Here is a 13,412-nt window from a genome sequence, read left to right as displayed (position 1 = left end):
TGCTGCCAAACCCAAACCTGCGAGATGACGGGTGATTGACAGTACAGTGCTTGCGGTGTATTTTTATTGTAGAACCTGAAGTTAGGTTTAGGTCAAGGGAGAAACAAAACTTTTTTAGGAGCGATGCAAGTGAGTTACTCGATTGGTGAAGTATCAAAAACGACTAACATCCCCATCTCGACACTACGTTACTACGATCGAGAAGGAATGTTTCCGAATATGGCCCGTAGCAATGGCGGCATTCGGGTGTTTTCAGAAAAAGAAGTGGCGACGATCAAAGTGATCGATTGTTTGAAGAATACCGGCATGCCCATCAAAGACATCAAGAATTTCTTGGATTGGGGCGAAGAAGGCGATGCGTCTTTGCAGAAACGGCAGCAGCTGTTTCATGGACGTTTGGAAGAAGTCACCAAGCAAATGGCAGCCTTGCAAGAAACGATGAATACGATCAAATACAAATGCTGGTACTACGATACAGCGATGGAAGCAGGTACCGAAGCGGTAGTAAAAGAGTTGCCGCTAGAAGAAATACCAGAAGAAGTCCGAGCATACAAACTGTAAGTCCATCGAAAAACCACCTGCTGTTTTTGCAGGTGGTTTTTCGATTCTACTGGTTTTGCTGGGAAAATCAACCTTGCCAGTTGCCGTTTTCTAATGAAAGACTGACAATCCCACGAAAATGGGCTCTGTTATTCAGTAGCGCTACTCAATAACCCCCACTGGAATCAAATAGCGGGGTTCATTTTCCGTCGGCAGTTGTAATAATTCTTTGAGTTCATGATCCGTGAAGGCGCCGATCGGCACAGCGCCTAAGCCTAACGCTTGGGCTTGTAAAAGGACGTTTTGGGCGGAATGACCGACTTCGATATAGGCATAGCGTTCGATTCCTCGGTCCCCATAGCGCTCAATCAGTCGTTCATAAACCACTGTATAAAGCAATGTGGCAGGTGCCTGTTGGATCGCTTGCTGATCCAACGAACCTTCCGCCAATGCGGTCCGAAAATCACCAGCAAGGATTTTTTCTAAGGCATGTTGCTCAGGTTGATACAGATAAAGCCCTGGCTCAAGCCCCGTTACCTGTGTAACCACGACATAGAGGTCTAAGGGATACAAGGCACCAGCCGAAGGCGCTGTCCGGCGACCATCTTCTGTAGTGACACCGGCAGCGGCCCATAAAAGCTGTGCCAGCTGTTCTTGTGTTAGCTCGGTGTCTTGAAAATCCCGTTGCGAGCGCCGATTGAAGAGAGCTTCCGCCACACTGGTTTCCCCATCTAAGATCGGTTGCGGCAATGGAAAAGTTTCATAGGAAACCGCTGGTTCAAAAGGAGTGACCGTGTCAGTAGTCGGTTGTTCTTCAATTGGTGCCGTATGCGCACTGCAGCCAGTGAGGAGTAAGCCCAACACCAAAAAAGCGCCTAAATGAACAAAGCGAAATCGTTTGTAACGGATCATGAGGATTCCTCCTTTTTACTATGGACTTCGTGTTATTTATAAGTATAACAAGGATTGCTTTCCCATGCGCTTTTATTCACAAATGTGAGAGCAGTGGCAACCGCATCAGCTCAATCAGGTCATAGGGAAAGCAGACTTTTTAATATTTTCTAAAGGCTTTAAAAGTATTGCCATCGAGAAATCGTCTAGATTCTGTTCTGGCTCTTTTAATCAATGATCATTGGAAAAGAGTGTAGCAAATGCCAGAATGTTATCTAAAGGAAGACAAGCATCATAATATGGGGAACAACCCTTCGAGGAGCTTTCTGGAATCAATAAAGCCCCCTTGTCTCTTGCGACAAAGGGGGCGGGACTAACTATTCATTTCTGCGACTTCTTCCTCCATATCAAATTCTAACTGTTTGGCAGCATTGAGCTGGTCGCTATAGTAGCTGGCAAGCTCTTCAGCAGATTGTGGTGTTAGATTGTTGAAGGCAAAAGTTACATAGGAGCCATGATCCTCTAGACAAATCGAATTGATAGTGAAGCGACGCTTATCATCGTAAAAGACGTAACTTTCACCTGGTACGAAGGTTTGCTCGGGATGAGTCCGGACACGGAAGCCATTGAAACTCATTTGATACATTTCGAACGTCTTCGCATCATAAGAAAGCTGACGATTGATGGCGATACTCAAGGCTTCACTATCACTTTCGATAAAACGGTTTTTCCCGATCAAAATGGCATAAAACAAGCCATAGAGGTTATAGATCGACCAAATCAAGGTCACGATATAGCCGAATTCATAGCCTTCTCCTCGGTACAAACGATACCCAGCTACCAGACAGGCAAAGGAAATCCAAGTAAAGAGGATGATGTGGGGCAAGACGGTTCGCCAATCAAAGGCGCTGCTGCCGACGATCTCTTTTTTGGTCACGTTGAATTTTTTCTGTGATTTCATAAATTCTTTGATCAATGCCCCAGTGTGGATAGGAGCGACAAAGCAATCATAGATGTGGGAACTTGTCAGGTTCCTGATCTTAGGGACATACAGCCGAAACGACAGGGAAATCATAATGAAAGGCGGTAAAAAGAACAACAATAATTGGTGATTGTTGCTTCTGACGATAAAGATATCAAAAACCATAAATAAGGTTGGTGCCAATAAAAAGATGATTTTTTGGAAAGAGGTAAACCAATACAAATAGGAGTTGTAGTAACAAGGTTTTTGCATGAAAGATAACCCTTTTAACCGGCGGGGTTTGAAGTGGTCAAAAATTTGTTTCGTTCCTTGCGCCCACCGAGTCCGTTGTGAGGTCAACTCTTTGGCAGTGTAAGGAGTGATCCCCAAGGCATAGGCTTTATTGATAAAAATCGTTTCATAGCCGGCGTCTTGTAAAAGCATCCCGGTCGCCATATCTTCGGTGATACTGCTGGTAGGAACGCCGCCGATCTCTTCAAGGGCACTGCGGTGAATGATGGCATTGGTACCGATATGGATCAAAGCATTCTCACGAGAAAGTGCTGGTTCTAGAAAGCGCATGAATAATTCCTGTTCGTTGTACATGGATTTGCGCAGTAATTGAAAGGGATCTTTGTTATAAAATGTTTGTGGGTATTGCACCAATGCGACTTTAGGATTGCGGAAATAGTCGACAGCTTCAAAAATAATGTTCTTTTTGACGATAAAGTCAGCATCCAGAAGCAAAATCAAGTCACTGCTGGTTTGGGACAAGGCATAGTTGATATTCCCAGCTTTGGCATTGGCATTTCCTTCGCGGGTCAAATAGCCGAGATTCATTCGCTCGGCCATTTCTTTTAGTTCTTCTCGATGGCCATCATCGCAGATATAGATTTTTTTATTAGGGTATTTCAAGGCTTTGACAGCTAGTGCCGTGGCGATCACCAGCTTGATGTCTTCATTGTAAGAACAAATAAAAGCGGCGACACTTGGCAAGAATTCTTCTGCTTCATCCCCCTCGTAGCGCTATTCTTTTGAGAGCTTATTGGAAAAAAGGTAAACAAAAAAGCCATAGACAAATAAACCAATGACTTCCGCAATATAGAGAATGATCCCAAATACTAGTGAAGCAGAACTATCAATCGGGATCGTGAAAAATAAACGCCAAACCAAGTAAATAAACAGAAAAGTAATCGTGATCTTCGAAAACAGCTGTTTGATGCGATTATTTTTCTTTGCCAGGAAATACAACAAGAAAATGACCAAAAACAACCCAGATAAATAAACCAATTCCAAACCAATCTCCTCCTTTGTTATACTAAAATAGTAATAAGTTTTTAAAAATAAATCAAAGTAAACGATTGCATGTTTTTTAACATGTAAGAAAGAAGAAGGAGGACAAGTATGAAGAAGCGAAAAAAAGCCATACAAAAACCCTCCAGCAATTCGTTGCTGGAGGGTTTCATTTAATTGGCAGCTGCCAATGCTGCTTGGTTTTGTTTGGCATGATAGGCTTCCACGTCTAGGATTGCCTGTTTAAACATTTCTCGCGTGATCTCATAAGGCACGTGGACGATGTCATTGGTGGTCATTGCTTTGTCTAAGATTGCCTCAAGATCGCTGGTGTCGTTAAGGCCCATATCCGCTAGGCAAACCGGCAGTTTGTTTTCCTTCATAAAGGCGTAGATGCGCTGGAAGAGGGCTTCTTGCTGATCGAGCTGCAACAAGGCCAAAACGCCGTAACTAACGGAAGCGCCATGCAAATAGTCTTCCATTTTTTCCAAAACGGTCGTTCCGTAGTAAAAGGAATGGGCAAGGGCAGAGTTGTAATCATTGATGACTAAGACGGAAACTAAGCCGGTGGTCACGATGATATCCAAGACGACTTGCTCAATGGCATAAGACGGCTGATTGGCGGCACTGTCTTTCAAGGCTTGTGTGCCGTATTGCAATAAGCGTTCCGTACACATTTTGCCGATTTGGATGCCTAACCCATCGGTGTAATCTAGCTGATCGCCCCGCGCTGAAAACGTCGATTCGATCTCTTTGGAGAGGGCATCGCCGATTCCTGCCCATAAGTACTTATCGGGGGCCTGGGCGATGATCTCACTGTCGATAAAGGCATGGGTCGGTGGTTGCGAAGGGAAAAACAGCCCTTGCATCTCGCCGTTTTCTTTATAGATGACACAGACCGCGGTGACTGGTGAGCAGTTGGAGCCGATCGTTGGAAAGGTGAAGACTGGTTTGCCTGCTTTTTTTCCAACCACTTTGACGGTATCGCAAACGCGGCCGCCGCCAACGGCGAATAGAACATCGGCGGCTTGGACGCTTGGATGGGCTAACAGCTGATCGACGTTTTCATAGGTCGAGTTGCCGCCGTACCACAAGGTATCCGTCACTTTGACTTCTGACGTTAAACCGGCTTTGATCTTGTCTTCGGCTTTTTCAAGGGCGGTTTTTCCGCCGATGATCACGGCATTGGTGCCGTATGGTTTTACGATGTCATTTACTTTTTCGTAGGCGTCCGCCCCGATTGTGTAGTTTGGCAAAAAGATACTTTGACTCATACTGTTTTCCTTCTTTCTTGGCCACGAGATTGGCTAAAATTGGTCCGGTAATTTGATGGATCACCATGCCGACTGCGGCAGGGGTAACGGCTGCAGCAATGGCGGCAAAGTGGGCATTGGCTAACGAGATCGCTAGGCCGGTATTTTTCATTCCTAATTGAAACATGATGGATTTGGCTTGGGTGGCACTGACGCCCATCACACGGCTCAGACCATAGCCTGCGCCGTAGCCGATCAAGTTATGGAGCAAGACTAAGAAAATCACGATCAAGCCAGATTGGACGATAACGGCACCGTTGCGAGCGACAGTTCCGGCAACGATCAATAAGATACTAACGGAAGAAATCAACACAAATGATTGCAGAAATCGCTCGATGTGCTTGGCAATGAGTTTGTGGACGATCACCCCTAAAATGATCGGCAAAAGCACCATCTGCAAGACAGACAAGAGCATTTCCCAGAAGGAGATCTCAGTATACTGACCAGCCAAGATGTAAACCAAAAAGGGGGTAACGACGGTCGCTAACAAGGTCGATACCGTGGTCATGGAAACGGTGAGGGCGACATCGCCTTTGCCGATAAAGGTCATGACATTGCTGGCGGTTCCACCAGAAACGCAACCTAGTAGGACAAACCCGATGATCAAACCGGAAGAAAGACCAAACAGCTGCGCTAAGCCGTAAGCCACCAAAGGACTGATGGTGAACTGGAAAAGCACTCCTAAGATGAATGCTTTAGGCTGTAAGACGACCATTTTAAAAGCAGCAACGTTTAAAGTCATCCCCATACAAAACATGATGATGCTCAAAAGAATCGTTGTACGAGGCGGAATCCATAAGAAGGGTTGCGGGAAAAAATAAGAGACGATCATCAATAAAATCATGATGTAGATCAAATACTTGTTTACAAAAGCAGCGATCGTGTTGACGGTTTTCATAAGAAAAAATCATCCTTCCTTTTTCTGCTTGACCAATCAAGTGTTCAAACAGAAGGGGTCTTTAGAATAAGTGCAGTGCATAACCGCGGGGAATCGGCAGCAGTTGTTCAACGAGCGTTTTCGGATCTATCTGACATCAATGTGTCAGTTTGTAAAAGGTCGCTTCCTTGAAAATGGGTATAAAAAAACACTCCATCTCAAGAAGCTGATCTTCTTTTTGGATGCAATGTGAATAGGGACTCTTTGAATGTATAAAATCAAACAGTCCCGGCTATAATAATAAAATAATTCGTTTGCTAACATTGGTGCAGGTCATATACGCCACCGTCCTTTTCTTTATTTGGAATTTTCTAAATATTTAAATTATTTCTACCTAGTCTACAAAAGAGTCAAGGCTTTGTCAATCGTTTGAGAAGATTTTTTTCATTTTTTTGGGTGTTTTTTTAAAAACATGGGTTTCTATGGGGAAAAATAGCAAGAATTGGTTTGTGCTGTGCCTTTTTCTCCTTCGTTTAGAAACAGAATAGTTGTTGGATCTAGGTTTTTGTCCTACGATGATACTAGAAAGAGTTGGAAAAAGAATCGAGAGGAGTAAAGAAAATGAAAATTTTTGTCGTTGGTGCTACCGGACGGGTGGGCCAAAAATTGATCGCCTTTCTAGAAAAACAAGGACACATCGTTTATGCTGGTGCGCGCAGCAGTGAGAAAATCACAGAAACGGAGAATATCAAGCCCGTGTTCTTTGATTTACACACGGAACCGGAAGAGATGGCGGCCAAATTCGCAGATGCGGAAGCGGTATACTTCGTGGCGGGTTCCCGAGGCAAAGACTTGCTGCAATCTGATCTGTATGGTGCGGTCAAAGTGATGCAAGCCGCTGAATCAAAAGGAATCAAGCGCTACATCCACCTTAGCTCAGCCTATGCCTTAGAACCTGAACAGTGGCAAAGGGAAGGCATGGCGTCATTGATGGATTACACGATCGCCAAATTTTTCTCTGATCGCTGGCTGATCGACAATACCGCACTAGACTATACGATTTTGCAGCCGGGTGCGTTGAAAGAAACACCAGGATCTAGTTTGATCGAGATCAGTGAAACGACCTCTGGTGCGATCCCCATCGAGGATGTCGCCGTATTGTTAGGTGAAATGCTGGAACGTCCAGCAACTTATCAAAAAGTCATCAAAGTCCAAGCAGGAGAAACACCGATCAGCGAGGCACTGGATCAGCTTTAAGGCGTGCCTTTGGGCTTGAAGAGAATGTACTGAAGGAACTGCACGGCAGCGAATCGTTGTCGTGCGGCTTTTTTTCGTAAAAACTTTGAGATGCCTCTTCATTGCTATGAAAGCGATGACTCTTGACTTTGGAAAAATAGTTTGTTACGCTTATTGCTAACTTTAGAGGGGGTGGTAAACGAATGTCAAGCGACTCGAGTGACGGTGAGCAGAAACACTATTTTGACTTGCCTTACTTTTTAATTGAATAGGAGACCAACAACAGCGCGTTATTTAGGAGCAGTTTCTAAATAAGGGGCTTATTTGTGTTATCCATCAATGAAAAAGAAAAGTAAGAAAAAAAATGAATAAAAAAGAGTTTCAGTTATCAGTGTCAGAAACAATCGAACAGTATCAGGTGCCCTCTATCGATCAAGGATTGACTGAGGCACAAGTAACCGAGCGGTTAGAAACCTACGGATTGAACCAATTAGCGATCAAAAAAACCGCCAAGTGGCGGTTGCTGCTGCGGCAATTCCATAACACGATCATCTACATTTTGATTTTCTCCGCCATCTTAACGCTGCTGATGGGGCATTTCTCTGATGCCGTGATCATTGGCATCGTCGTACTGGTCAATGCGTTGATCGGTTATTACCAAGAAGCCAATGCTTCCGATGCGTTAGAACGGATCAAAGAGATGCTATCAGCAGAAGCCACGGTCTATCGGAATGGGATTCGGCAAGATATTCCAGCTGCCGAAGTCGTTCCGGGGGATGTCGTATTCTTAGAAGCCGGCGACAATGTGCCTGCGGATCTGCGGATCATCGAAGCGGACAACTTGCGTATCCAAGAATCCGCCTTGACTGGTGAAGCCGATTCGGTGGAAAAAATAACAGATGCCTTAGTGGATGAAGCAACCCCATTAGCAGAACAACGGAATTTGGCGTTTGCTTCGACTTCCGTGACGTCAGGAAGCGGGAAAGGAATCGTGATCGCTACCGGCGCCACGACTGAGATCGGGAAAATCTCCACAGAAGTCAATCAAACAGAAGAACGAAAAACGCCGTTGATGAAAGAGATCGATGGACTGGGGAAAGGCATCACCTATGTGATCATGGGCGTGGCGGTCTTGCTGTTTATCGTCAGTTTGTTCCAGCAAACCTACGCGATCTCTGTCTTGTCCTTAGCCGTCGTCACCATGATCGTCGGCTCGATCCCAGAAGGATTGCCAGCAACGACCTCGGTGGTTTTGGCGATGGGTGTCAGCGACATGGCAAAAAACAAGCACACCATCATCAAAACACTGCCGGCGGTTGAAACGCTAGGCTCAGTGGATGTGATCGCTACGGATAAGACCGGTACCCTGACTAAAAATGAAATGACAGTTAAAGACATCGTATTGGCTGAGCAGGAATACGAAGTGACGGGTGACGGCTATGCGCCGGTGGGCGTGATTCGTCCAAAGCAGGAGGACGTCTACACGCAAGACATCTTGCAGTTGTTTTTGGAAGCTGGCTACGAAGCCAACGATACGGTATTAGTTCCAGAAGGAAATCACTGGACGATCAATGGGGAACCAACAGACGGCTCCTTTTTGACGCTGTATCATAAGCAATTTGCCTATCCGCAAGCACCCGCTTACCAAGAACTGGATATGCTGCCCTTTGATTCGGACAACCGCTACATGGCGAAACTAGTGGCAAACCCTGCGGGGGAACGCTTGCTATTTGTTAAAGGCTCCCCAGATAAATTGTTTGAAATGGTGCAAAAACAAGCGGCACCTTTTAATGAAGCCTATTGGACAGGTCATGTTCGCCGCTTGTCGGCAGAAGGCAAACGAGTGGTAGCGGTGGGCTATCAGAAAGTTTCGATTGATCACATTGATGAAACGATTTTTGAGCAAGGGCTACAATTACTAGGGATCGCCGGGATCATCGATCCGCCGCGAGAAGAAGTGATTGCCTCCCTGAAGGAAATGAACCAAGCCGGTGTTCAAGTGAAAATGATTACTGGGGATCACCCTCTGACCGCCAAAGCGATTGGGGAAAAGCTTGGCTTAGCGGATGAGATTCACGTCGTGACAGGTGCCGAGTTGGATCAGATGAGTGAAGCTGAATTTCAAGATGCTGCCTTGACGAATCAAGTCTTTGCACGAACCACGCCGAAAAATAAATTGGACATTATCAAAGAGCTACAAGCCAAAGGCAAAGTCACGGCGATGACAGGGGACGGCGTTAACGATGCCCCGGCGTTGAAGCGGGCGGATATCGGTGTAGCGATGGGGATCAGCGGCACGGATGTAGCCAAAGATTCTGCTGATATGATCTTGACCGATGACAATTTCGGTACCATGTCCTTAGCGATTCGCGAAGGACGCAGGATCTATGACAACATCAAAAAGAGCATTCTGTTTCTGTGGCCGACATCTTTTGCCGAAGGGCTGATCATTGCCTTTACGATCATGATGCAAAAAGAATTGCCGCTGCAGGCGACACAACTGCTGTGGATCAACATGGTTTCTGCTATTACGATCCAGTTTGCGTTTATCTTTGAACCAGCAGAGTCTGGGATCATGAGCCGCAAGCCGCGAAAGACAGGCAATAAATTGTTGAATCGTCACGATATTTGGCAGATGGCGTATGTGTCGATCTTGATGGCAGTCATCAGTTTGATCGCTCATGACTGGCTCTTGCTGCAAGGCGTCAGCGAAGCCGTTGCCAGTACCATGATGGTCAATATCGTGGTCTTGAGTAAGATTTTCTATTTGTTCAACATCCGTACCAGTGCACCAGCGTTTTCTAAAGCTTCCTTCACCAATCCAAAAGCGTTCTTGATCATTGGTGTGATGCTGGTTCTGCAACTGTTATTGACCTATGTTCCATTTATGCAAAGCGCCTTTCATACTGAGGACATGTCCTTGATCGGCTGGGTCATCTCAGCAGCTTCTGGGATGGTCGTCTTACTCGTGACGGAGTTCGATAAATGGCTTCGTTCGAGAAAAAATATTTAACCTAGGTTTTCTCGTATTTTTTTACAGGTAAAATCGCCTTGCTGCAGCTTAGGAAAATGGCGGAACGACAAGGGATTTCTGCTGTCGCTGCTTTGGGATTGCCAAAAGAAAAAGCCAAGAGGAATTCCTATTGGCTTGTAATCAGGCCTATTGACAAACAAAAATGGTCGGGCTAAAATGCACATGAATTGAATAGTATTCTTCGGGGCAGGGTGTAATTCCCGACCGACGGTGACAAGTACAATGCTTGAAGTCCGTGACCCGCATAGCTATGCGGTGGAGCCAGTGTGAATCTGGCACCGACAGTGAAAGTCTGGATGGGAGAAGAAAAACCACAAAATTTCAAGGGCGCAGTGCGTCTAAAACTGATTTTTTGCCGGTCTTGTTTGTCTATGCCTCGTGAGATTCTCACGAGGCATTTTTTTATTGAAAGGAGGAAGGAAGATGCATAACGAATACATGCGTTTAGCGATCGCAGAAGCCCAAAAAGGGCGTTACCAAACCTTTACCAATCCGCTAGTGGGCGCCGTGATCGTCAAAGAGCAGCGGGTCATTGCCAAAGGGGCTCACTTAGTCTATGGACAGCCCCATGCGGAACGAAACGCCATCGAACAATGCCATTCCTCCGAAGACCTAATCAATTCGACTTTATACGTGACGTTAGAACCTTGCAACCATCAAGGAAAACAGCCGCCTTGCACCCAGCTGATCATCGACAGCGGCATCAAAAAAGTAGTCGTCGGCCAGTTAGACCCTAACCCGATCGTGGCTGGACAAGGCAAGCGCTTTTTAGAAAATCAGGGCATCGAAGTGTTGGTGGGTATCGAAGAAACAGAAGTGCGCCGTTTGAATCCACACTATAATTTTTACCATCAGCATCAGCGACCTTACGTGGCATTGAAGCAAGCGATCACTTTAGATGGTCGGATCGCTCATGATGCGTTAACCCGCAGTGCGATCACTGGTTCAGGGGTTTGGCAAAACGTTCATCAAGAACGTGGGGACTACCAAGGGATCTTAGTGGGCAGTCAGACGGTGTTGACGGATGATCCCACCTTATTGACCACGATTGAAACCAGCTTTCCGCCGATTCGCATCGTGGTAGACCGTCGGGGACGAACGCTGTCGCAACCCGAACTGGCACTGTTTGCCGACGATTCGGCACCTGTGTGGATTTTTACGCAGCAGGCAGCTGTCAATGATTTGCCAGCGCATGTCTCAGTGATCCAACTGGAAGAATTGACAATCGCTGCATTGTTGAAGGAGCTTGCCACACGACAGGTCCAATCGCTTTACGTGGAGGGAGGCGCTGCGATCCATGATGCCTTTTTAGCCAGCGGACTGTGGCAAGAAAGCATTACCTATGTGGCGCCAAAGTTTCTTGGGGGCAATAGTCTCGCTAGTTTTGCCAGTGAGCGTACCCCGAATCAGCTGCAACGGCTAACAGAGGTGACGGTGACGGCAGTTGGAGAAGATGTTTGCATCCGAGGAAGGAGACCAGAGGAATGTTCACAGGATTGATTCAGGAAAAAGGTCGCATCAAAGAGATCCGCAAGCAAAGCCGCACGATCCAGCTAACCTGCAGTGCGTCGGAAGGCTTGCTGGCGGATTACCAGATCGGAGACAGCATGGCGATCAACGGTACGTGTTTGACGGCGATCGCCAAACAAGCGACGACGTTTACGGTGGATATCATGCCGGAAACCTTTCAACGAACGACCTTTAAACAACTCTCGGTGGGTGCCGAAGTCAATTTGGAGCGAGCGATGGCAGCAACGCAGCGTTTTGAAGGCCACTTTGTCGCAGGCCACATTGATGTAACGACCCGTTTGATCCAGAAAAAGCAGTTGGAAAATGCCTTGATCTTGACGTTTGCTTACCCTGTCAGTGTGCAAGGGGAAATCATTCCGCAAGGGTCGATTGCGATCAATGGCGTCAGTTTGACGGTCACCCAGACGACGGCACAGGCATTTTCCGTTAGCTTGATTCCCCATTCCAAAGACCAGACGACACTGGGGCAGTTGAAACAAGGGGAGTGGGTCAATATCGAGACGGATATGATCGGGAAATATGTCAAATACCAACGAAAATGAAAGAAGGCAGACGATGCATAAAGTAGAACAAGCAGTGGAATGGTTAAAAAAGGGCGGCTTAGTGATTGTCGCCGATGATGAAAATCGGGAATCAGAAGGAGATTTGATTGGGATCGCTGAATACGCAACGCCAGAAGCCGTCAATTTTATGGCGACTTATGGCCGCGGTTTGATCTGTGCACCCCTCTCACAAGCGATCGCTGAAAAGCTGGCATTGCCTGAGATGACCGCTAATAATACGGATGCCTTTGGCACCGCGTTTACCATCAGTGTCGATCACGTGACGACGAGTACGGGAATTTCTGCGAAAGACCGGGCAGTGACGATTGAAAAATTGGCTGATCCTGCGTCACAGGCTACGGATTTTTATCGTCCTGGACATATCTTCCCATTGACTGCTCAACCTGGCGGCGTGTTAGAACGCAGAGGACATACAGAAGCGGCTGTGGATTTAGCGAAGCTTGCTGGCAGCGTGGAAGCAGCCTACATTTGTGAGATTTTAAATGAAGATGGCACGATGGCTCGGGTCCCAGAATTGAAAAAATTAGCAGAAAAATGGCAGCTGCCGTTTTTGACCATTGACGAGTTGGCGGAATATCTACGAGGAACTGCGCCTATCACGGTGGATCTGCCAACGGCTTATGGGGCGTTCCAATTGACCTTATTTGAAGATGAATTCGGCAATGAACACCTTTTACTAGCCAAAGGCGAGATTCAACATACTACCGAGCCGCTGTTACTACGGATCCATTCAGAGTGTTTAACAGGCGATGTCTTCGGCTCTCATCGCTGTGATTGTGGCGAACAGCTGCAAGAAGCGATGCGGCAGATCGAGGCAAAAGGCCGTGGTGCGATTTTGTATCTACGCCAAGAAGGCCGCGGTATTGGCTTGCGGAACAAGCTCCGTGCCTATCAGCTGCAGGAACAAGGCATGGATACGTATGAAGCAAATATTGCATTAGGGTTTGCAGCAGATGCCCGTCATTACACGTTTGCTGCCGATGTTTTACGTTCCTTAGAAGTGCAGGAGATTCAACTGATGACCAACAACCCTGACAAGGTGAAGGAATTAGAAAGCTTAGGGATCAAGGTAGTAGCACGGGTACCGCTGGAGATGCCTGTGCATAAAGAAAACAGCAGCTATTTGAAAACGAAGAAAGAAAAGTTTCACCATTACCTATCTATTTAATCAACC

At 46.4% G+C, this 13,412-nt stretch carries 11 protein-coding genes and 1 riboswitch; of the genes, 6 read left to right on the top strand and 5 right to left on the bottom strand.

The window, feature by feature from the left end; translation table 11 throughout:
• The first annotated feature begins 123 nt into the window (after positions 1–123).
• Positions 124–561: a MerR family transcriptional regulator gene (locus tag IGI71_RS16170; RefSeq protein WP_430615936.1), complete on the top strand. Its 438-nt coding sequence runs from the start codon at positions 124–126 to the stop codon at positions 559–561.
• Between the two features lie 141 nt (positions 562–702).
• Here IGI71_RS16170 and IGI71_RS16165 read toward each other — a convergent pair whose 3' ends face one another.
• From IGI71_RS16165 to IGI71_RS16145, 5 genes are all read right to left on the bottom strand, one after another.
• Complete coding sequence (locus IGI71_RS16165; protein ID WP_430615935.1) at positions 703–1,452, bottom strand: SagB/ThcOx family dehydrogenase; 750 nt, start codon at positions 1,450–1,452, stop codon at positions 703–705.
• A gap of 352 nt (positions 1,453–1,804) precedes the next feature.
• Entirely contained in the window at positions 1,805–3,388 is a 1,584-nt protein-coding gene (locus IGI71_RS16160; protein ID WP_430615932.1) for a glycosyltransferase family 2 protein, read from the bottom strand.
• Positions 3,389–3,418: 30 nt separating this feature from the next.
• On the bottom strand, positions 3,419–3,688 hold the full coding sequence (locus IGI71_RS16155) for a hypothetical protein (protein WP_430615931.1): 270 nt from the start codon (positions 3,686–3,688) through the stop codon (positions 3,419–3,421).
• Positions 3,689–3,858: 170 nt separating this feature from the next.
• Complete coding sequence (locus tag IGI71_RS16150; protein ID WP_430615930.1) at positions 3,859–4,959, bottom strand: iron-containing alcohol dehydrogenase family protein; 1,101 nt, start codon at positions 4,957–4,959, stop codon at positions 3,859–3,861.
• Positions 4,895–5,896 carry a bile acid:sodium symporter family protein gene (locus tag IGI71_RS16145; RefSeq protein WP_005233246.1) on the bottom strand — a complete coding sequence of 334 codons (1,002 nt, stop codon included), beginning with the start codon at positions 5,894–5,896 and terminating at the stop codon, positions 4,895–4,897. The genes IGI71_RS16150 and IGI71_RS16145 overlap by 65 nt, the downstream gene beginning before the upstream one ends.
• A gap of 600 nt (positions 5,897–6,496) precedes the next feature.
• Here IGI71_RS16145 and IGI71_RS16140 point away from each other — a divergent pair.
• The 5 genes from IGI71_RS16140 (at position 6,497) to ribB (ending at position 13,406) form a co-directional block, all read left to right on the top strand.
• On the top strand, positions 6,497–7,132 hold the full coding sequence (locus IGI71_RS16140) for an NAD(P)H-binding protein (protein ID WP_008380239.1): 636 nt from the start codon (positions 6,497–6,499) through the stop codon (positions 7,130–7,132).
• Between the two features lie 343 nt (positions 7,133–7,475).
• Positions 7,476–10,124, top strand: a complete 2,649-nt coding sequence (locus tag IGI71_RS16135; protein WP_430615929.1) for an HAD-IC family P-type ATPase — start codon at positions 7,476–7,478, stop codon at positions 10,122–10,124.
• A 194-nt stretch (positions 10,125–10,318) separates the two neighbouring features.
• A riboswitch (FMN riboswitch) is annotated at positions 10,319–10,457 on the top strand.
• A gap of 111 nt (positions 10,458–10,568) precedes the next feature.
• Positions 10,569–11,645 carry a bifunctional diaminohydroxyphosphoribosylaminopyrimidine deaminase/5-amino-6-(5-phosphoribosylamino)uracil reductase RibD gene (ribD, locus tag IGI71_RS16130; protein WP_430615928.1) on the top strand — a complete coding sequence of 359 codons (1,077 nt, stop codon included), beginning with the start codon at positions 10,569–10,571 and terminating at the stop codon, positions 11,643–11,645.
• Positions 11,630–12,217, top strand: coding sequence for a riboflavin synthase (locus IGI71_RS16125; RefSeq protein ID WP_005230617.1), 588 nt, complete (start codon positions 11,630–11,632; stop codon positions 12,215–12,217). Before ribD ends, IGI71_RS16125 begins: the two co-directional genes overlap by 16 nt.
• Positions 12,195–13,406, top strand: coding sequence for a 3,4-dihydroxy-2-butanone-4-phosphate synthase (gene ribB / locus IGI71_RS16120; protein ID WP_430615927.1), 1,212 nt, complete (start codon positions 12,195–12,197; stop codon positions 13,404–13,406). Before IGI71_RS16125 ends, ribB begins: the two co-directional genes overlap by 23 nt.
• Positions 13,407–13,412: the final 6 nt, after the last annotated feature.

The sequence above is a fragment of the Enterococcus sp. DIV1279b genome (assembly GCF_050531515.1).
Lineage (GTDB): Bacteria > Bacillota > Bacilli > Lactobacillales > Enterococcaceae > Enterococcus_D > Enterococcus_D casseliflavus.
This window is presented reverse-complemented; position numbering and strand designations above follow the sequence as displayed.

What these genes read in the sequence shown, in the direction of transcription:
- IGI71_RS16170 (WP_430615936.1), top strand. Translation starts at nt 124, where the DNA reads ATGCAAGTGAGTTACTCGATTGGTGAAGTATCAAAAACGACTAACATC.
- IGI71_RS16165 (WP_430615935.1), bottom strand. Translation starts at nt 1,452, where the DNA reads ATGATCCGTTACAAACGATTTCGCTTTGTTCATTTAGGCGCTTTTTTG.
- IGI71_RS16150 (WP_430615930.1), bottom strand. Translation starts at nt 4,959, where the DNA reads ATGAGTCAAAGTATCTTTTTGCCAAACTACACAATCGGGGCGGACGCC.
- IGI71_RS16145 (WP_005233246.1), bottom strand. Translation starts at nt 5,896, where the DNA reads ATGAAAACCGTCAACACGATCGCTGCTTTTGTAAACAAGTATTTGATC.
- IGI71_RS16140 (WP_008380239.1), top strand. Translation starts at nt 6,497, where the DNA reads ATGAAAATTTTTGTCGTTGGTGCTACCGGACGGGTGGGCCAAAAATTG.
- IGI71_RS16135 (WP_430615929.1), top strand. Translation starts at nt 7,476, where the DNA reads ATGAATAAAAAAGAGTTTCAGTTATCAGTGTCAGAAACAATCGAACAG.
- ribD (WP_430615928.1), top strand. Translation starts at nt 10,569, where the DNA reads ATGCATAACGAATACATGCGTTTAGCGATCGCAGAAGCCCAAAAAGGG.
- IGI71_RS16125 (WP_005230617.1), top strand. Translation starts at nt 11,630, where the DNA reads ATGTTCACAGGATTGATTCAGGAAAAAGGTCGCATCAAAGAGATCCGC.
- ribB (WP_430615927.1), top strand. Translation starts at nt 12,195, where the DNA reads ATGTCAAATACCAACGAAAATGAAAGAAGGCAGACGATGCATAAAGTA.